Annotated in this window: 9 protein-coding genes; 4 read left to right on the forward strand and 5 right to left on the reverse strand. The window is 70.1% G+C overall.

Going from position 1 to position 12,735, the window contains the following annotated elements:
* Window positions 1-3: 3 nt before the first annotated feature.
* Both RISW2_RS08155 and RISW2_RS08160 read right to left on the reverse strand, forming a co-directional pair.
* The gene (locus RISW2_RS08155) at window positions 4-765 is read right to left on the reverse strand and encodes an SDR family oxidoreductase (RefSeq protein ID WP_043768980.1); all 762 of its coding nucleotides are present in this window, start codon (window positions 763-765) and stop codon (window positions 4-6) included.
* Between the two features lie 8 nt (window positions 766-773).
* Window positions 774-2,555: an IlvD/Edd family dehydratase gene (locus tag RISW2_RS08160; protein ID WP_043768982.1), complete on the reverse strand. Its 1,782-nt coding sequence runs from the start codon at window positions 2,553-2,555 to the stop codon at window positions 774-776.
* A gap of 187 nt (window positions 2,556-2,742) precedes the next feature.
* Here RISW2_RS08160 and RISW2_RS08165 point away from each other — a divergent pair, with 187 nt between their 5' ends.
* Window positions 2,743-3,729 carry a DUF808 domain-containing protein gene (locus RISW2_RS08165; RefSeq protein WP_043768984.1) on the forward strand — a complete coding sequence of 329 codons (987 nt, stop codon included), beginning with the start codon at window positions 2,743-2,745 and terminating at the stop codon, window positions 3,727-3,729.
* A 27-nt stretch (window positions 3,730-3,756) separates the two neighbouring features.
* Here the strand turns inward: RISW2_RS08165 and RISW2_RS08170 are convergent, their stop codons facing one another.
* The gene (locus RISW2_RS08170; protein ID WP_043768986.1) at window positions 3,757-4,662 is read right to left on the reverse strand and encodes a sugar kinase; all 906 of its coding nucleotides are present in this window, start codon (window positions 4,660-4,662) and stop codon (window positions 3,757-3,759) included.
* Window positions 4,662-6,038, reverse strand: coding sequence for an FAD-binding oxidoreductase (locus tag RISW2_RS08175; RefSeq protein ID WP_043768988.1), 1,377 nt, complete (start codon window positions 6,036-6,038; stop codon window positions 4,662-4,664). Before RISW2_RS08175 ends, RISW2_RS08170 begins: the two co-directional genes overlap by 1 nt.
* A gap of 228 nt (window positions 6,039-6,266) precedes the next feature.
* Here RISW2_RS08175 and gltX point away from each other — a divergent pair, with 228 nt between their 5' ends.
* The 3 genes from gltX (at window position 6,267) to RISW2_RS08190 (ending at window position 11,127) form a co-directional block, all read left to right on the forward strand.
* Complete coding sequence (gene gltX, locus RISW2_RS08180; protein WP_043768990.1) at window positions 6,267-7,715, forward strand: glutamate--tRNA ligase; 1,449 nt, start codon at window positions 6,267-6,269, stop codon at window positions 7,713-7,715.
* Window positions 7,712-9,217: a lysine--tRNA ligase gene (gene lysS / locus RISW2_RS08185; protein ID WP_043768992.1), complete on the forward strand. Its 1,506-nt coding sequence runs from the start codon at window positions 7,712-7,714 to the stop codon at window positions 9,215-9,217. The genes gltX and lysS overlap by 4 nt, the downstream gene beginning before the upstream one ends.
* A gap of 134 nt (window positions 9,218-9,351) precedes the next feature.
* On the forward strand, window positions 9,352-11,127 hold the full coding sequence (locus RISW2_RS08190) for an SLC13 family permease (protein ID WP_043768994.1): 1,776 nt from the start codon (window positions 9,352-9,354) through the stop codon (window positions 11,125-11,127).
* Between the two features lie 66 nt (window positions 11,128-11,193).
* Here RISW2_RS08190 and RISW2_RS08195 read toward each other — a convergent pair whose 3' ends face one another.
* A complete protein-coding gene (locus RISW2_RS08195) occupies window positions 11,194-12,735 on the reverse strand; it encodes a tripartite tricarboxylate transporter permease (protein WP_043768996.1) in 1,542 nt (513 codons plus the stop codon).

Here is a 12,735-nt window from a genome sequence, read left to right on the forward strand (position 1 = left end):
CGCTCAGCCGCGGCCGATATAGGGCATGTGCGAGGCCATCACCGTCATGAACTGCACGTTCGCCTCGAGCGGCAGCGACGCCATGTGCAGGACCGAGGACGCCACGTGCGCGGCGTCCATCACCGGTTCGGGACGGATCGAGCCGTCCGCCTGCGGCACGCCCGCCGCCATGGGCGCGGCCATATCGGTCATGGCGTTGCCCACGTCGATCTGGCCGCAGGCGATGCCGAAGGCGCGCCCGTCGAGGCTGAGCGCGCGCGTCAGCCCGGTCACCGCGTGTTTCGACATCGTGTAAGGCGCCGAGCCGTAGCGCGGCACGTGCGCGGCGATCGAGCCGTTGTTGATGATCCGCCCGCCCTGCGGGTCCTGCGTGCGCATCTGCGCGAAGGCTGCCCGCGCGCAGAGGAACATGCCCGACACGTTCACCTGCATGAGGGCGAGCCAGTCCTCGACCGCGATCTCGTCGATCATGCGCGCGCCGAGGATGAGGCCCGCATTGTTGAAGAGCGCGTCGAGCCGACCCCATTCCGCGATTGCGGCGGCAAAGCCGCTGTCGACGTCGTCCGGGTCCGACACGTCGAAGGGCAGGACCAAGGCCGCGCCACGGCCCTGGGCGGTCTCGACGAGCGGCGCCTCGCGCCGGCCGACGAGCGCCACGCGCCAGCCCGCGTCGAGGAAGGCGCGCGCGGTCAGCCGGCCGATGCCGCTGCCCGCGCCGGTGATCATGATCGTCCGGCTCGCATCACGGTCGTCCTGCGGTGCCATGGCCGCGCTCAGTGGTTGTCGCGCGGCAGGTCCCGCGCGATCCGCTGGTATGCGGTGGCAAGTTCGAGGCAGCCGCCCTCGCCCAGTTGGCCCACATGGGTGCGGTAGATCTCCTGCCACGGCGTCTGGTGGTGCAGCTCGGGCGGCGTCCACGCGGCGCGACGCGCCTCCCACTCCGCCTCGTCCACCAGCGCGTCGAGCCGGCTTTCGTTGAGGTCGAGCCGCACCCGGTCGCCGGTCTGCAGGAGCGCGAGGCCGCCACCCACCGCCGCCTCGGGCGAGGCGTTCAGGATCGAGGGGCTTTCCGACGTGCCCGATTGGCGCCCGTCGCCCACCGTCGGCAGGTGCGCCACGCCCGCGCGGATCAGCGCGTCGGGCGGCTGCATGTTCACCACCTCGGCCGAGCCCGGGTAGCCGACGCATCCCACGTTGCGGATGAAGAGCATCGCGGTCTCGTCGATGCCGAGATCGGGGTCGTTGATGCGGTCGTGGTAATCCTCGGGCCCCTCGAACACCACGGCGCGCGCCTCGTGCACGTCCTCCTGCCCCTCGCGCGACAGGAACCGGCGGCGGAACTCTTCCGAGATCACCGAGGTCTTCATGAGCGCCGAGGCGAAGAGGTTGCCGGTGAGGACCTTGAACCCCGCGCGGGTGCGGAGCGGCCGGTCATGGGGGCGGATCACGTCCTCGTCGCGGCTGCGCGCGTCGCCGAGCGCCTCGGCGAGCGGCCGGCCGCTCGCCGTCATGCAGCCGAGATGCAGCCGACCGGCCTGCGCGAGTTCGCCCATCACCGCGGGCACGCCCCCCGCGCGGAAGAAGCTTTCGCCCAGGTATTCGCCGGCCGGCTGCATGTTCAGCAGGAGCGGCACGTCGTAGCCCACGCGCTCCCAGTCCGTGACGTCGAGCTCGACGCCGGCATGCCGCGCGATGGCCTGCAGGTGCGGCGGCGCGTTGGTGGACCCGCCGATGGCGCCGTTGACCACGATGGCGTTCTCGAACGCCGCGCGCGTCAGGATGTCGGAGGGCTTTAGATCCTCCCACGCCATCTCGACGATGCGGCGGCCGGTCAGGTAGGCCATCTCCATCCGCTCGCGGAAGGGCGCGGGGATCGCCGCCGCGCCGGGCAGCGTCATGCCGAGCGCCTCGGCCATGGCGTTCATGGTCGAGGCCGTGCCCATGGTGTTGCAGTGCCCGAGCGAGGGCGCCGAGGCACAGACCCGGGCCATGAACTCGTCGTAGTCGATGCTGCCCTCGGCGAGCAGCCGGCGGCTTTCCCAGACGATGGTGCCGGAGCCCGCGCGCCGGCCCTTCCACCAGCCGTCGAGCATGGGTCCGCCGTTCAGCGCGATCGCCGGGATGTCGACGGTCGCGGCTCCCATCAGCATGGCGGGGGTGGTCTTGTCGCAGCCGGTGGTCAGCACCACCGCGTCGATGGGGTAGCCGTGCAGCACCTCTACGAGGCTCAGATAGGCGAGGTTGCGGTCGAGCGCGGCGGTCGGCCGCTTGCCCGTCTCCTGGATCGGGTGGACGGGGAATTCCATGGGGATCCCGCCCGCGTCGCGGATGCCCGCCTTGATCCGGTCCATCAGGAAGACGTGGATCTTGTTGCAGGGCGCGAGGTCCGAGCCGGTATTGGCGATGCCGATGACGGGCCGCTCCGATTGCAGCTCGGCGCGGGTGAATTCCTGGTTCTGGTAACGCTCGAGATAGAGCGCGGTCATTCCCGGGTTGTTGGGATTGTCGAACCATTCCTGCGAACGGAACCGCCGGTTGGCGCGGGTGTCGGCCAAGATGTCCTCCTCGGGTGATCGGGCTTGCCGACCGGAATACCACGCGGAACGGGAAATGAAACTGCCGGCTGCGCCCGCGCGGTCTCGCCGCGGTGCGGGTGCGGCGCTAGGTTCATGCGGACTTGTGCCGGGGACGCGGTCCTATAAGGGTGGCCATGCCCCGCGGGGCCAGGACGGGAGAGATGACATGAGCGGGCTTCTGGCGCTACTCGACGACGTGACGGCGATTGCCAAGGTCGCGGCCGCCTCGGTCGACGACGTGGCCGCACAGGCGGTCAAGGCGGGGTCGAAGGCCGCGGGCGCGGTTATCGACGACGCGGCAGTGACGCCGAAATACGTCACCGGATTTCCGCCCGCGCGCGAATTGCCCATCATCTGGAAGATCGCGCGGGGCTCGCTGATCAACAAGCTGGTGTTCCTGTTGCCCGCGGGCCTCCTGCTGTCGGCCTTCGCGCCCTGGGCGATCCCGCCGCTGCTGATGCTGGGCGGGGCCTATCTGTGCTTCGAGGGCGCGGAAAAGCTGCACCACGCGCTGTTCCACCAGCCCGACCCCGGCACCGAGGCGCGCAAGTCCAAGCCAGTGGACGCCCAGCACCTCGAGAAGCAGAAGGTGGCCGGCGCCATCAAGACCGACTTCATCCTGTCGGCCGAGATCATGACCATCGCGCTCGCCGCGATCCCCGAGGGCAGCTTCTGGATGGAGGCGGCGACCCTCGCGGCGGTGGCGCTGCTCATCACCGCGGCGGTCTACGGCGCGGTGGCGCTGCTGGTGAAGATGGACGATGTCGGGCTCTGGCTCGCGCAGGCCGGGCGCACCGGGATCGGTCGCGCGACGGGACGCGGGATCGTCAAGGCGATGCCGTGGGTCATGGCGACGCTGTCGGTCGTGGGCACGGCCGCGATGCTCTGGGTCGGCGGGTCGATCATCGTGCACGGGCTCGCGCAGCTCGGCTGGCACGCGCCCGAGGAGGTCATCCACGCGATCGCGGTCGCCGTCGCATCGGCGACGCCCGAAAGCCTGCACGGGGCGGTCGAATGGATCGTGACCGCGCTCTGCGACGGCATCCTCGGGGTCGCGCTCGGCTTCGCGCTGATCCCGATCGGCACGAAGGTGATCGGCCCGGCCTGGTCGTCGGTCTTCGGCGGCAAGAAGGACGAGGGCACCGCGCACTAGGCGCGGGCCTTCCCGCCCCCGGGGTACTCAGGCGACGGCGCCGCGCACCAGCGCGCCCGGCGCCGCGATCACCCGGGCCGCGAGGGCGATGCCCCCCCGCGCGGCCGCCTCGGGCGCGGCACCCGTCGCGAGACCCGTAAGAAATCCGGCGGCGAAGCTGTCGCCCGCGGCGGTCGTGTCGACCGGCGTCACGCGTTCGGGCATGAGCGTCGCGCGGCCCGTCTCCTCGGACCAGAGCGTGAGGGCCCCGGCGCCGTCCTTGACCGCGACGCAGCGCGCGCCGAGCGCGCGGTAACGGGCGATCGTGTCGTCGGGCACCGCGTCGCCGAAGAGCACGGAATCCTCGTCGAAGCTCGGCAGCACGATGTCCGCGGTCCCGGCCGCACGGGTCAGCCCGTCGCGCATCGCCTCGGAGCTCTCCCAGAGCCGCGGACGCAGGTTCGTGTCGAAAGAGACCGTCGTGCCCGCGGCCCTGGCGCGCGCCAGCGCCGCGCAGAGCGTGAGCCGCCCCTCGGGTGGCAGGATCGCCATCGTGATGCCCGAGACATGCACCATCGCCTGCCCCGCGAGCACCTCGGACAGCCAGCCCGCATCGTCGGCGAGCCGGCGCGCGGCCGACTGTCCCCGCCAGTAGGAAAAGCTGCGCTCGCCGTCCGCGACCGCGATCATGTAGAGCCCGACCGTGCGTTCGGGATCGCGGCGGAGCGTCGAGGTGTCGATGCCCTCGGCGTCCATGAAGTCCGCCATTTCCCCGGACACGCGATCGGTGCCGATCACGCTGCCGTAGGACACCGTCCAGTCGTCGGGCAGGAGCCGGCGCGCGTACCACGCGGTGTTGAAGGTGTCGCCGGCGAAGCCGCGCCGGTAGAGTCCGTCGCCCGCCTCTGCCAGTTCCACCATGCATTCGCCCAGGGCAAGGAAAGAGCCCGCCATCACGCCTCCTCGGGCAGGAGCTTGCCCGGATTGAGAATTCCCTTCGGGTCGAGCGCGGCCTTGATCGCCCGCATGGCGCCGAGCGCCGTCCCGTGTTCCGCCGCCATCATGTCGCGCTTGCCGAGCCCGATGCCGTGCTCGCCCGAGATCGTCCCGCCGAGCGCCAGCGCCTGCTCGGCGAGCCGGTGGGTGAAATCGTGCACGCGCGCGACCTCGTCCCGGTCCTCGGGGCTGAGACTGACACCGCAATGGAAGTTGCCGTCGCCCACATGGCCGACGATGGTCGAGGTGAGACCGAGCCGCGCGGCCTCGTCCTGCGCCCAGACCACCGCCTCGGCCAGCCGCGAGATCGGCACGCAGACATCGGTTGCCCAGATCCGCCGGTTGCCGCCGAGCGCGAGGGACGCGTAGTGCGCATCGTGCCGCATCGCCCAGAGCGCGCTCCTGTCCTCGGTGCGGGTCGCGAAGGCCATGCCCTCGGCCCCGAACTCTTTCGCGATGGCGGCGAAGCCGTCGGCCTGCTCGGCGACGCCCGCCGCGGTCCCGTGAAACTCGAGGAACAGGTGCGGCAGCTCCGGCAGGCCCGCATCGGAATGCAGGTTGAAGCCGCGCACCATGTTCTGGTCCAGAAGCTCGATCCGCGCGACGGGCAGACCGGACTGGATCGTGAGGATCACGCAGTCGACGGCGGAAGCCACGTCGGGAAAGCGACAGGTCGCGGCGGTCACGGCCTCGGGGACCCCGTGCAGGCGGAGCGTCAGCTCGGTGATGATGCCGAGCGTCCCCTCGCTGCCGATCATGAGATGGGTCAGGTCGTATCCCGTCGAGGACTTGCGCGCGGCGCTGCCCGTGCGGATCACCGTGCCGTCGGCCAGCACGACCTCGAGTGCCAGCACGTTGTCCCGGATCGTGCCGTAGCGCACCGCCGTCGTGCCCGAGGCGCGCGTCGCGGCCATGCCGCCAAGGCTTGCATCGGCGCCCGGATCGACGGGAAAGAACAGGCCGGTCGCGCGCAGCTCCTCGTTCAGCCGCTTGCGCGTGAGGCCCGGCTGCACCGTGCAGCACAGGTCCTCGGCCCGCACCGACAGGAGCCGCCCCATGCGGGACATGTCGAGGCAGAGCCCGCCCCGCACCGCGAGGTGCTGTCCCTCGAGCGAGGACGCCGCGCCGTAGGCGGTCACCGGCACGCCCGCGCCGTGGCAGGCCCGCAGGATGCGCGAGACCTCCCCGGTGGTCTCGGGCCAGGCCACCGCGTCGGGTCGCGCCTCGGGATGATAGGCCTCGTTGCGCCCGTGCACCGCGCGCTCGGCGTCCGTGGTCGACAGCCGGTCGCCGAGAGCCGCGCGGAGCTCTGCCAGGACTGTGTCGGGGATCATCGGGCGCGGGTCCTCCTCGTGCGGAACGGGCGGCCCCCGGGGGTCGGGTGCCCCGCCGGCCGCGCGCGATCCTTAGCAGATCGTCGGGCGTGGTCCACCTCCCCGCGGGTCTCTGCGGGCCCGGGCGTCCGCGCGCGTCCCTCGGGCCCTGCCCGCTTCGGCCTTGCACCCGGGGAGCGGCCCGCATAGGGGAAGGCGCGACACCCGAACCTAGATCGAAGGCTCCTCATGGCGCATCCCGTCCGCCTGCGCATCGCACCCTCGCCCACCGGCGAGCCGCATATCGGCACCGCCTACATCGCGCTGTTCAACCTCCTGCTGGCCGACAAGCTCGGCGGGGAGATGATCCTGCGCATCGAGGATACCGACCAGAAGCGCTCCACCCCCGAAGCGGAGGAGCGCCTGCTCGAGGCGCTGGACTGGCTCAAGCTCGAATGGACCGAAGGCCCGGACAAGGGCGGCCCGCACGCGCCCTACCGGCAGTCCGAGCGCAAGGACATCTACGGCGGATACGTCGACCGGCTGCTCGACGAGGGGCACGCCTTCAAGTGCTTCTGCACCGCCGAGCGGCTCGACATGATGCGCGCGGCGCAGCGCAAGGCGGGCCAGCCGCCGCGCTATGACGGCCGCTGCCTGCGCCTGTCGCCCGAGGACGTGGCCAAGAACGAGGCCGAGGGCATCCCGCACGTGGTGCGGATGAAGATCCCCGAGGAGGGGGAGTGCCGCTTCACCGACATGGTGCACGGCGACACCGCGATCGGCTGGTCCGAAGTGGACATGCAGGTGATCCTGAAGTCCGACGGCATGCCGACCTACCACCTCGCCAACGTGGTCGACGATCACCTCATGGGCATCACCCACGTGGCGCGCGGCGAGGAATGGCTGAGCTCGGTTCCGAAGCACATCGCGCTCTACGACTATTTCGGCTGGGAGAAGCCCGTCTTCTACCACCTGCCGCTGCTGCGCAACGCCGACCGCTCGAAGCTGTCGAAGCGCCGCAACCCCACCTCGCTCGGCTGGTTCGCCGATGCGGGCTACCTGCCCGAGGCGCTGGTGAACTATCTCGGCCTCTTCTTCATCTCGATCGGCGAGGGCGAAGAGATGATGCCGCGCGAGGATCTCGCCCGGCACTTCGCGCCGGACAGCCTCGCGCTTGCCGGCGCGGTCTTCGACCTCGACCGGCTGAACTGGCTCAACGGGCGCTGGATCCGCGAACGCACCGATGCCGAGGGCTTCGTCGCCATGGTGCGGGACTGGGCCAACACCCGCGGCAAGATGGACGAAGCGCTGAAGCTCGCGCAGTCGCGGGTCAACCGGCTGAGCGAGCTCGGGCCGCTGATCTCGTTCGTCTTCCAGGCCGATCTCGGCATCACGCGCGAGAGTTTCGTCGCCAAGAAGATGACGCCCGAGGGCAGCCTCGACATCCTGACCGAGGTCATGGGACTGATCGACACCCTGCCCGACTGGACCGCCGAGGCCATCGAGGCGGGCGTGCGCGACGCGGCCGAGGCCAAGGGGCTGAAGCTGCGCGACGCGGTCGGGCCCCTCTTCGTCGCGATCACGGGCAGCCAGCGGTCGCTGCCGGTCTTCCAGTCCATGGCGCTGATCGGCCGGGCCATGTGCCGCTACCGGCTGACGCAGGCAATCCGCATCCTCAAGGAAGGAGCACAGGCATGAGCGCAGACACGCCCGAGACCCTGTCGACCAACACCGAGGAAGCCCGGCGCCAGAAACGCGACCGGATGATCGCGCAGGGCATCGACCCCTACCCGCTGCGCTTCGACCGCACGATCACGCAGGCCGAGCTGGCCGAGAAATACGCCCATCTCGAGGCGGGCGAGCGCAGCGGCGACGTCGTGTCGGTCGCGGGCCGCGTCTATTCCAGCCGCAACTCGGGCATGTTCATGGACCTGCGCGACGCGTCGGGCAAGGTTCAGGTGTTCTGCCACAAGGACGAGACCCCGGCCGAGGCGATGGACTTCCTTCCGATGATCGACGTGGGCGACATCATCGGCGTGACCGGCGAGGTGCGGCGCACCCCGCGCGGCGAGATCACCGTGAACGCCCGCACGGTCACCATGCTGTGCAAGACGCTGCGCCCGATGCCCGAGAAGCATCACGGCATCCGCGACGTCGAGACGCGCCACCGCAAGCGCTACCTCGACGTGATGGTGAACCCCGAGAGCAAGGAGCGGCTGATCGCGCGGTCCCGCATCCTCGCGAAGATCCGCGACTTCATGGGGCGCGACGGCTTTCTCGAGGTCGAGACGCCGATGCTGCACCCGATCTATGGCGGCGCCTCGGCCGATCCCTTCGTGACGCACCACAATGCGCTCGACCAGGACATGTTCCTGCGCATCGCGCCCGAGCTCTACCTCAAGCGCGTGCTGGTCTCGGGGCTGACCGACAAGGTTTTCGAGATCAACCGCAACTTCCGCAACGAGGGGCTGTCGACCCGGCACAACCCCGAGTTCACCATGCTCGAGGCGTACTGGGCCTATGCCAGCTTCACCGACGCCATGGACCTGGTCGAGCGGATGTTCGCGGAGCTGTCCGAGCTCGTGAACGGCGGCCCGACGGCCACCATGGGCGAGCACGTGATCGATTTCGGCGCGCCGTTCCGGCGCCTGCCCATGCCGCAGGCGGTCAAGGACGCGACCGGCATCGACTTCCTCGCGATCGAGGACGACGCCACCGCGCGGGCCAAGACCAAGGCGCTCGGCTACGAGGTCGAGGACGACTGGACCTGGGGCGAGTGCCTTGCCTTCGTGTTCGAGGAGGCGGTCGAGCACACGCTGATCCAGCCCACCCACGTGACCGACTTCCCGGTCGACATCTCGCCCTTTGCCAAGGTGATGGAGGGCGAGCCGCGGCTGACCGAGCGGTTCGAGACCTACGTGAACGCGTGGGAGGTCTGCAACGCGTTCTCCGAGCTCAACGACCCGGTGGCGCAGCGCGAGCGCATGACCGACCAGTGGCAGCAGGCGCAGGCGCGCGGCGAGACCATGAAGGAGCTCGACCTCGACTTCCTCGAGGCGATCGACCACGGCATGCCCACGGCGGCGGGCATCGGCATCGGGATCGACCGGCTGGCGATGGTGCTGACCGGCACCACGTCGATCCGCGACATCCTGCTCTTCCCGACGCTGCGCAAGACCGAGGCGCGCGGCGAGGACTGATCCCCGCGCGGTGCGGGCTCTGCCCGCGCCGTCGGCAGAGGCCGCCCGCGCACCCCGCGCGGTGCACGTGACCCGTTGTGTTGCGCCGCGGCGCAGAGGAATATCCGGCGTCCAAACCCCCGGGATTCCACCAGATGACCCTCGACCAGATCTTCGTCCTCGTTCTCTTGGGCGTCGTCTTTCTGAGTTTCCTGAAAGAAGTCTACCCGCCCGAGGTCATCGCGCTCGCGGCTTCCGCGGCGCTCCTCGCCGCGGGGATCGTCACCACCGACGACTTCCTCGCGGTCTTCTCGAACCCGGCGCCCATCACCATCGCGATGATGTTCATCCTGTCCGCGGCGCTCGAGCGGACCGGCGTGCTCGACATGGTGGGCGACGCGCTGCGCGCGCGCACGGGCGGATCGTTCCTGAAGGTCCTCCTGGGCCTGATGGCGACCACGGTCGCGGCGTCTGCGTTCATGAACAACACCCCGGTCGTGATCCTGCTCACGCCCATCGCCATCTCGCTCGCGGCGGCGACGGGCGTGTCGCCCTCGCGGCTGCTGATGCCCCTCTCCTTCGCGGCGATCTTCGGCGGCACGCTGACGCTCGTCGGGACCTCCACCAACATCCTGATGTCGGGCGTCGCGCGCGCGGCCGGCCAGCCGCCCATCGGCATGTTCGAGATGGCGGGCGCAGGCCTCGTCTTTGCCGCGGCAGGCATGGCCTACATGGTGTTCGCGGGACGCTTCCTGCTGCCCGACCGCACCTCGCTCGCCGGCGTGCTCGCGGGCGAGCCGCGCCGCGCGTTCCTTGCCCGGCTCCTGATCCCGGCCGGGTCGCGGTACGTGGGCCGCGCGCTCAGGGACCTGCCCTTCAACCGCCAGGAAGCCCGCATCGTCGACGTGATCCGCGGCGACGCCTCCATGCGCCGCCAGCTCGAGGGGCTGACGCTCGAGGCCGGCGACCGCGTGGTGGTCAAGACCGCGGCGGGCGAGATCCTCGGACTGCGCAGCGACGGGCAGGTCGCCTTCAACGACATCACCGGAACGGGGCTCGAACCCGTGACCGCCGAGCGCACGGTGACCATGGAGGCCAGCATCGGACCGAACTCGCCCCTGCGCGGCCGGCCGCTCGGGTCGCTCCGCCTGCGCCGGCGCTACGGCGTCTACGTGACGGCGGTGCATCGCAACGACCGCAACTTCTCGACGAATATCGACGGGATGCGGCTTGCCTTCGCCGACACGCTGCTGCTCGAAGGACCGGCCGAGGGGCTGAAGCGGATGTCGGAGGAGGGGCTGGTGGTCAATCTCACCCAGCCTTCGGAACAGCCGATGCGCCGCGACCGGGCCTGGATCGCCGTCGCGACGCTCCTCGGCGTCATGGCGCTCGCCACCTTCGACGTCATGCCGATCGCGGGCCTGTCGGTGATCGGCGCGGTGATCGTCATGCTGACCCGCTGCATCGACCCCGAGGACGCGTTCGCCGCCATCGACTGGCGCATCCTGTTCCTGATCTTCGGCATGCTGGGGCTGAGCATGGGGCTGGAGGAGACGGGCGCCGCGCGGCTTCTGGTCGAGCGCGCGGTGGGGCTGGTCGAGGGCGCGGGCCCGGTTGCGATCCTGGCCGCGGTCTACGTGCTGACGAGCGCGCTGACCGAGACCGTGTCGAACAGCGCCGTGGCGGTGCTGGTCGGACCCATCGCCATCGCGCTCGCCGAGCAGCTGGGCCTCGATCCGCGGCCCTTCATCATGGCGGTGATGTTCGCGGCCTCGGCGAGCTTCGCCACGCCCATCGGCTACCAGACGAACACCTTCGTCTACGGCGCGGGCGGCTACCGGTTCCGCGACTTCGTGGTGGTGGGCCTGCCGCTCAACATCCTCTTCGCGGTGCTGGCGGTGATCGTCCTGCCGATCTTCTTTCCGTTCTGAGGCGCCGGAACGACACGGGGGGGCACGGCTTCCCGTGCCCCCCGACCGGTCGTCAGACGGTCGGGCTCAGTCGCCGAGCGGGCCTTCCTCGGCCGCGTCCTCCATCTTCTTCTTCACGCGCTTGCCGAGGAAGATCGGCAGCACGAAGCCCACGATGGCGATGGTCCAGAGCGCGAGCGCGAGCCAGCTGTCGAACAGCGTCGACCATTCCCCGTTCGAGATGGTGAGCGCGCGGCGCAGATTCACCTCCATCTCGTTGCCGAGGAGGATGCCCAGGATCACCGGCACCAGCGGCACTTCGAGCTTGCGCAGCAGCCAGCCGAGTGCGCCGAAGCCCACCATCATGGTCAGCTCGAAGGTGGAGCCGGTGATGGAATAGATCCCGATGAAGGCGATCATGGCCACGATCGGCATCAGGATGTGCGAGGGCACCAGCAGGACGCGGGTGAAGATCCCCACCATCGGGATGTTCAGCGCAAGCAGCATGAAGTTCGCGATGAAGAGCGCCGCGATCAGGCCCCAGACCACGTCGGGATTGTTCTGGAACAGCAGCGGCCCAGGCTGGATGTTGAGCGTCAGGAGCACCGCGAGCAGCACCGCCGTGGTGCCCGAGCCCGGCACGCCGAGCGCCAGCATCGGCACCAGCGCTCCGCCCGAGGCCGCGTTGTTGCCCGCCTCGGGCGCCGCGACGCCCCGCGGATCGCCCTTGCCGAAGGTCTTCGAGCGCGGATCGACCACCTGCTTTTCCACCGAATAGGCCAGGAACGAGCCGAGCGAGGCCCCCGCCCCGGGCAGCACGCCCGCGAGGAAGCCCAGCACGGTCGAGCGGATCATGGTGGGCGTGCAGTAGCGCAGCATGCCCCAGGACGGGGTGAGCCGGCCGATCTTCATCTTGCCCGCGGCCCCGCCGCTCTCGCCCTGGCCGCGGTGCTCGAGGAACACGAACACCTCGGAGAGCGCGAAGAGGCCGACGATGGCGATCAGGAAGTCGATGCCGTCGTAGAGGTGCACCTCGCCGAAGGTGAAGCGCTGCACGCCGGTCTGGGTGTCGACGCCGATCATGGCGATGCCGATGCCGAGCGCCGCGGCGAAGGCCGACTTGGCCTGGTTCGTGGCCGCGATCCCACCGAGCGTGGCGAAGGCGAGCGTGAAGAGCACGAAATACTCGGCCGGCCCGAAGAGCAGCGCGATGTTCACGAGCGCGGGCGCGAGGAAGACGAGCCCCCAGGTCGCGAAGAACGCGCCGACGAAGGACGCGACGCCAGAGAGCGCGAGCGCCTCGCCCGCGCGCCCCGCCTGCGCCATGGGATAGCCGTCGAGGCAGGTCATCATCGCGGGCTCGTCGCCGGGGATGTTCAGAAGGATCGACGAGATGCGCCCGCCGTACATCGCGCCGTAATAGACGGAGGTCAGCAGGATCAGCGCCGCGACCGCATCGAGGCCGAGCGTGAACGCGAGCGGGATCAGGATGGCCACGCCGTTCGCCGGCCCGAGGCCCGGCAGCGCGCCCATCATCGTGCCGAGGAAGCAGCCGAGAAGCGCCAGCGCGAGGTTCTGCCAGGACAGCGCCACCGAGAAGCCGTCGCCGAGGGATGCAAGGATGTCCAT

This window comes from Roseivivax isoporae LMG 25204 (assembly GCF_000521865.1).
Taxonomy (GTDB): domain Bacteria; phylum Pseudomonadota; class Alphaproteobacteria; order Rhodobacterales; family Rhodobacteraceae; genus Roseivivax; species Roseivivax isoporae.

Bases quoted from the DNA above. Each gene is read 5' to 3' on its own strand.
- RISW2_RS08155 (WP_043768980.1), bottom strand. From the start codon at position 765: ATGGCACCGCAGGACGACCGTGATGCGAGCCGGACGATCATGATCACC.
- RISW2_RS08165 (WP_043768984.1), top strand. From the start codon at position 2,743: ATGAGCGGGCTTCTGGCGCTACTCGACGACGTGACGGCGATTGCCAAG.
- RISW2_RS08170 (WP_043768986.1), bottom strand. From the start codon at position 4,662: ATGGCGGGCTCTTTCCTTGCCCTGGGCGAATGCATGGTGGAACTGGCA.
- RISW2_RS08175 (WP_043768988.1), bottom strand. From the start codon at position 6,038: ATGATCCCCGACACAGTCCTGGCAGAGCTCCGCGCGGCTCTCGGCGAC.
- gltX (WP_043768990.1), top strand. From the start codon at position 6,267: ATGGCGCATCCCGTCCGCCTGCGCATCGCACCCTCGCCCACCGGCGAG.
- lysS (WP_043768992.1), top strand. From the start codon at position 7,712: ATGAGCGCAGACACGCCCGAGACCCTGTCGACCAACACCGAGGAAGCC.
- RISW2_RS08190 (WP_043768994.1), top strand. From the start codon at position 9,352: ATGACCCTCGACCAGATCTTCGTCCTCGTTCTCTTGGGCGTCGTCTTT.
- RISW2_RS08195 (WP_043768996.1), bottom strand. From the start codon at position 12,735: ATGGACATCCTTGCATCCCTCGGCGACGGCTTCTCGGTGGCGCTGTCC.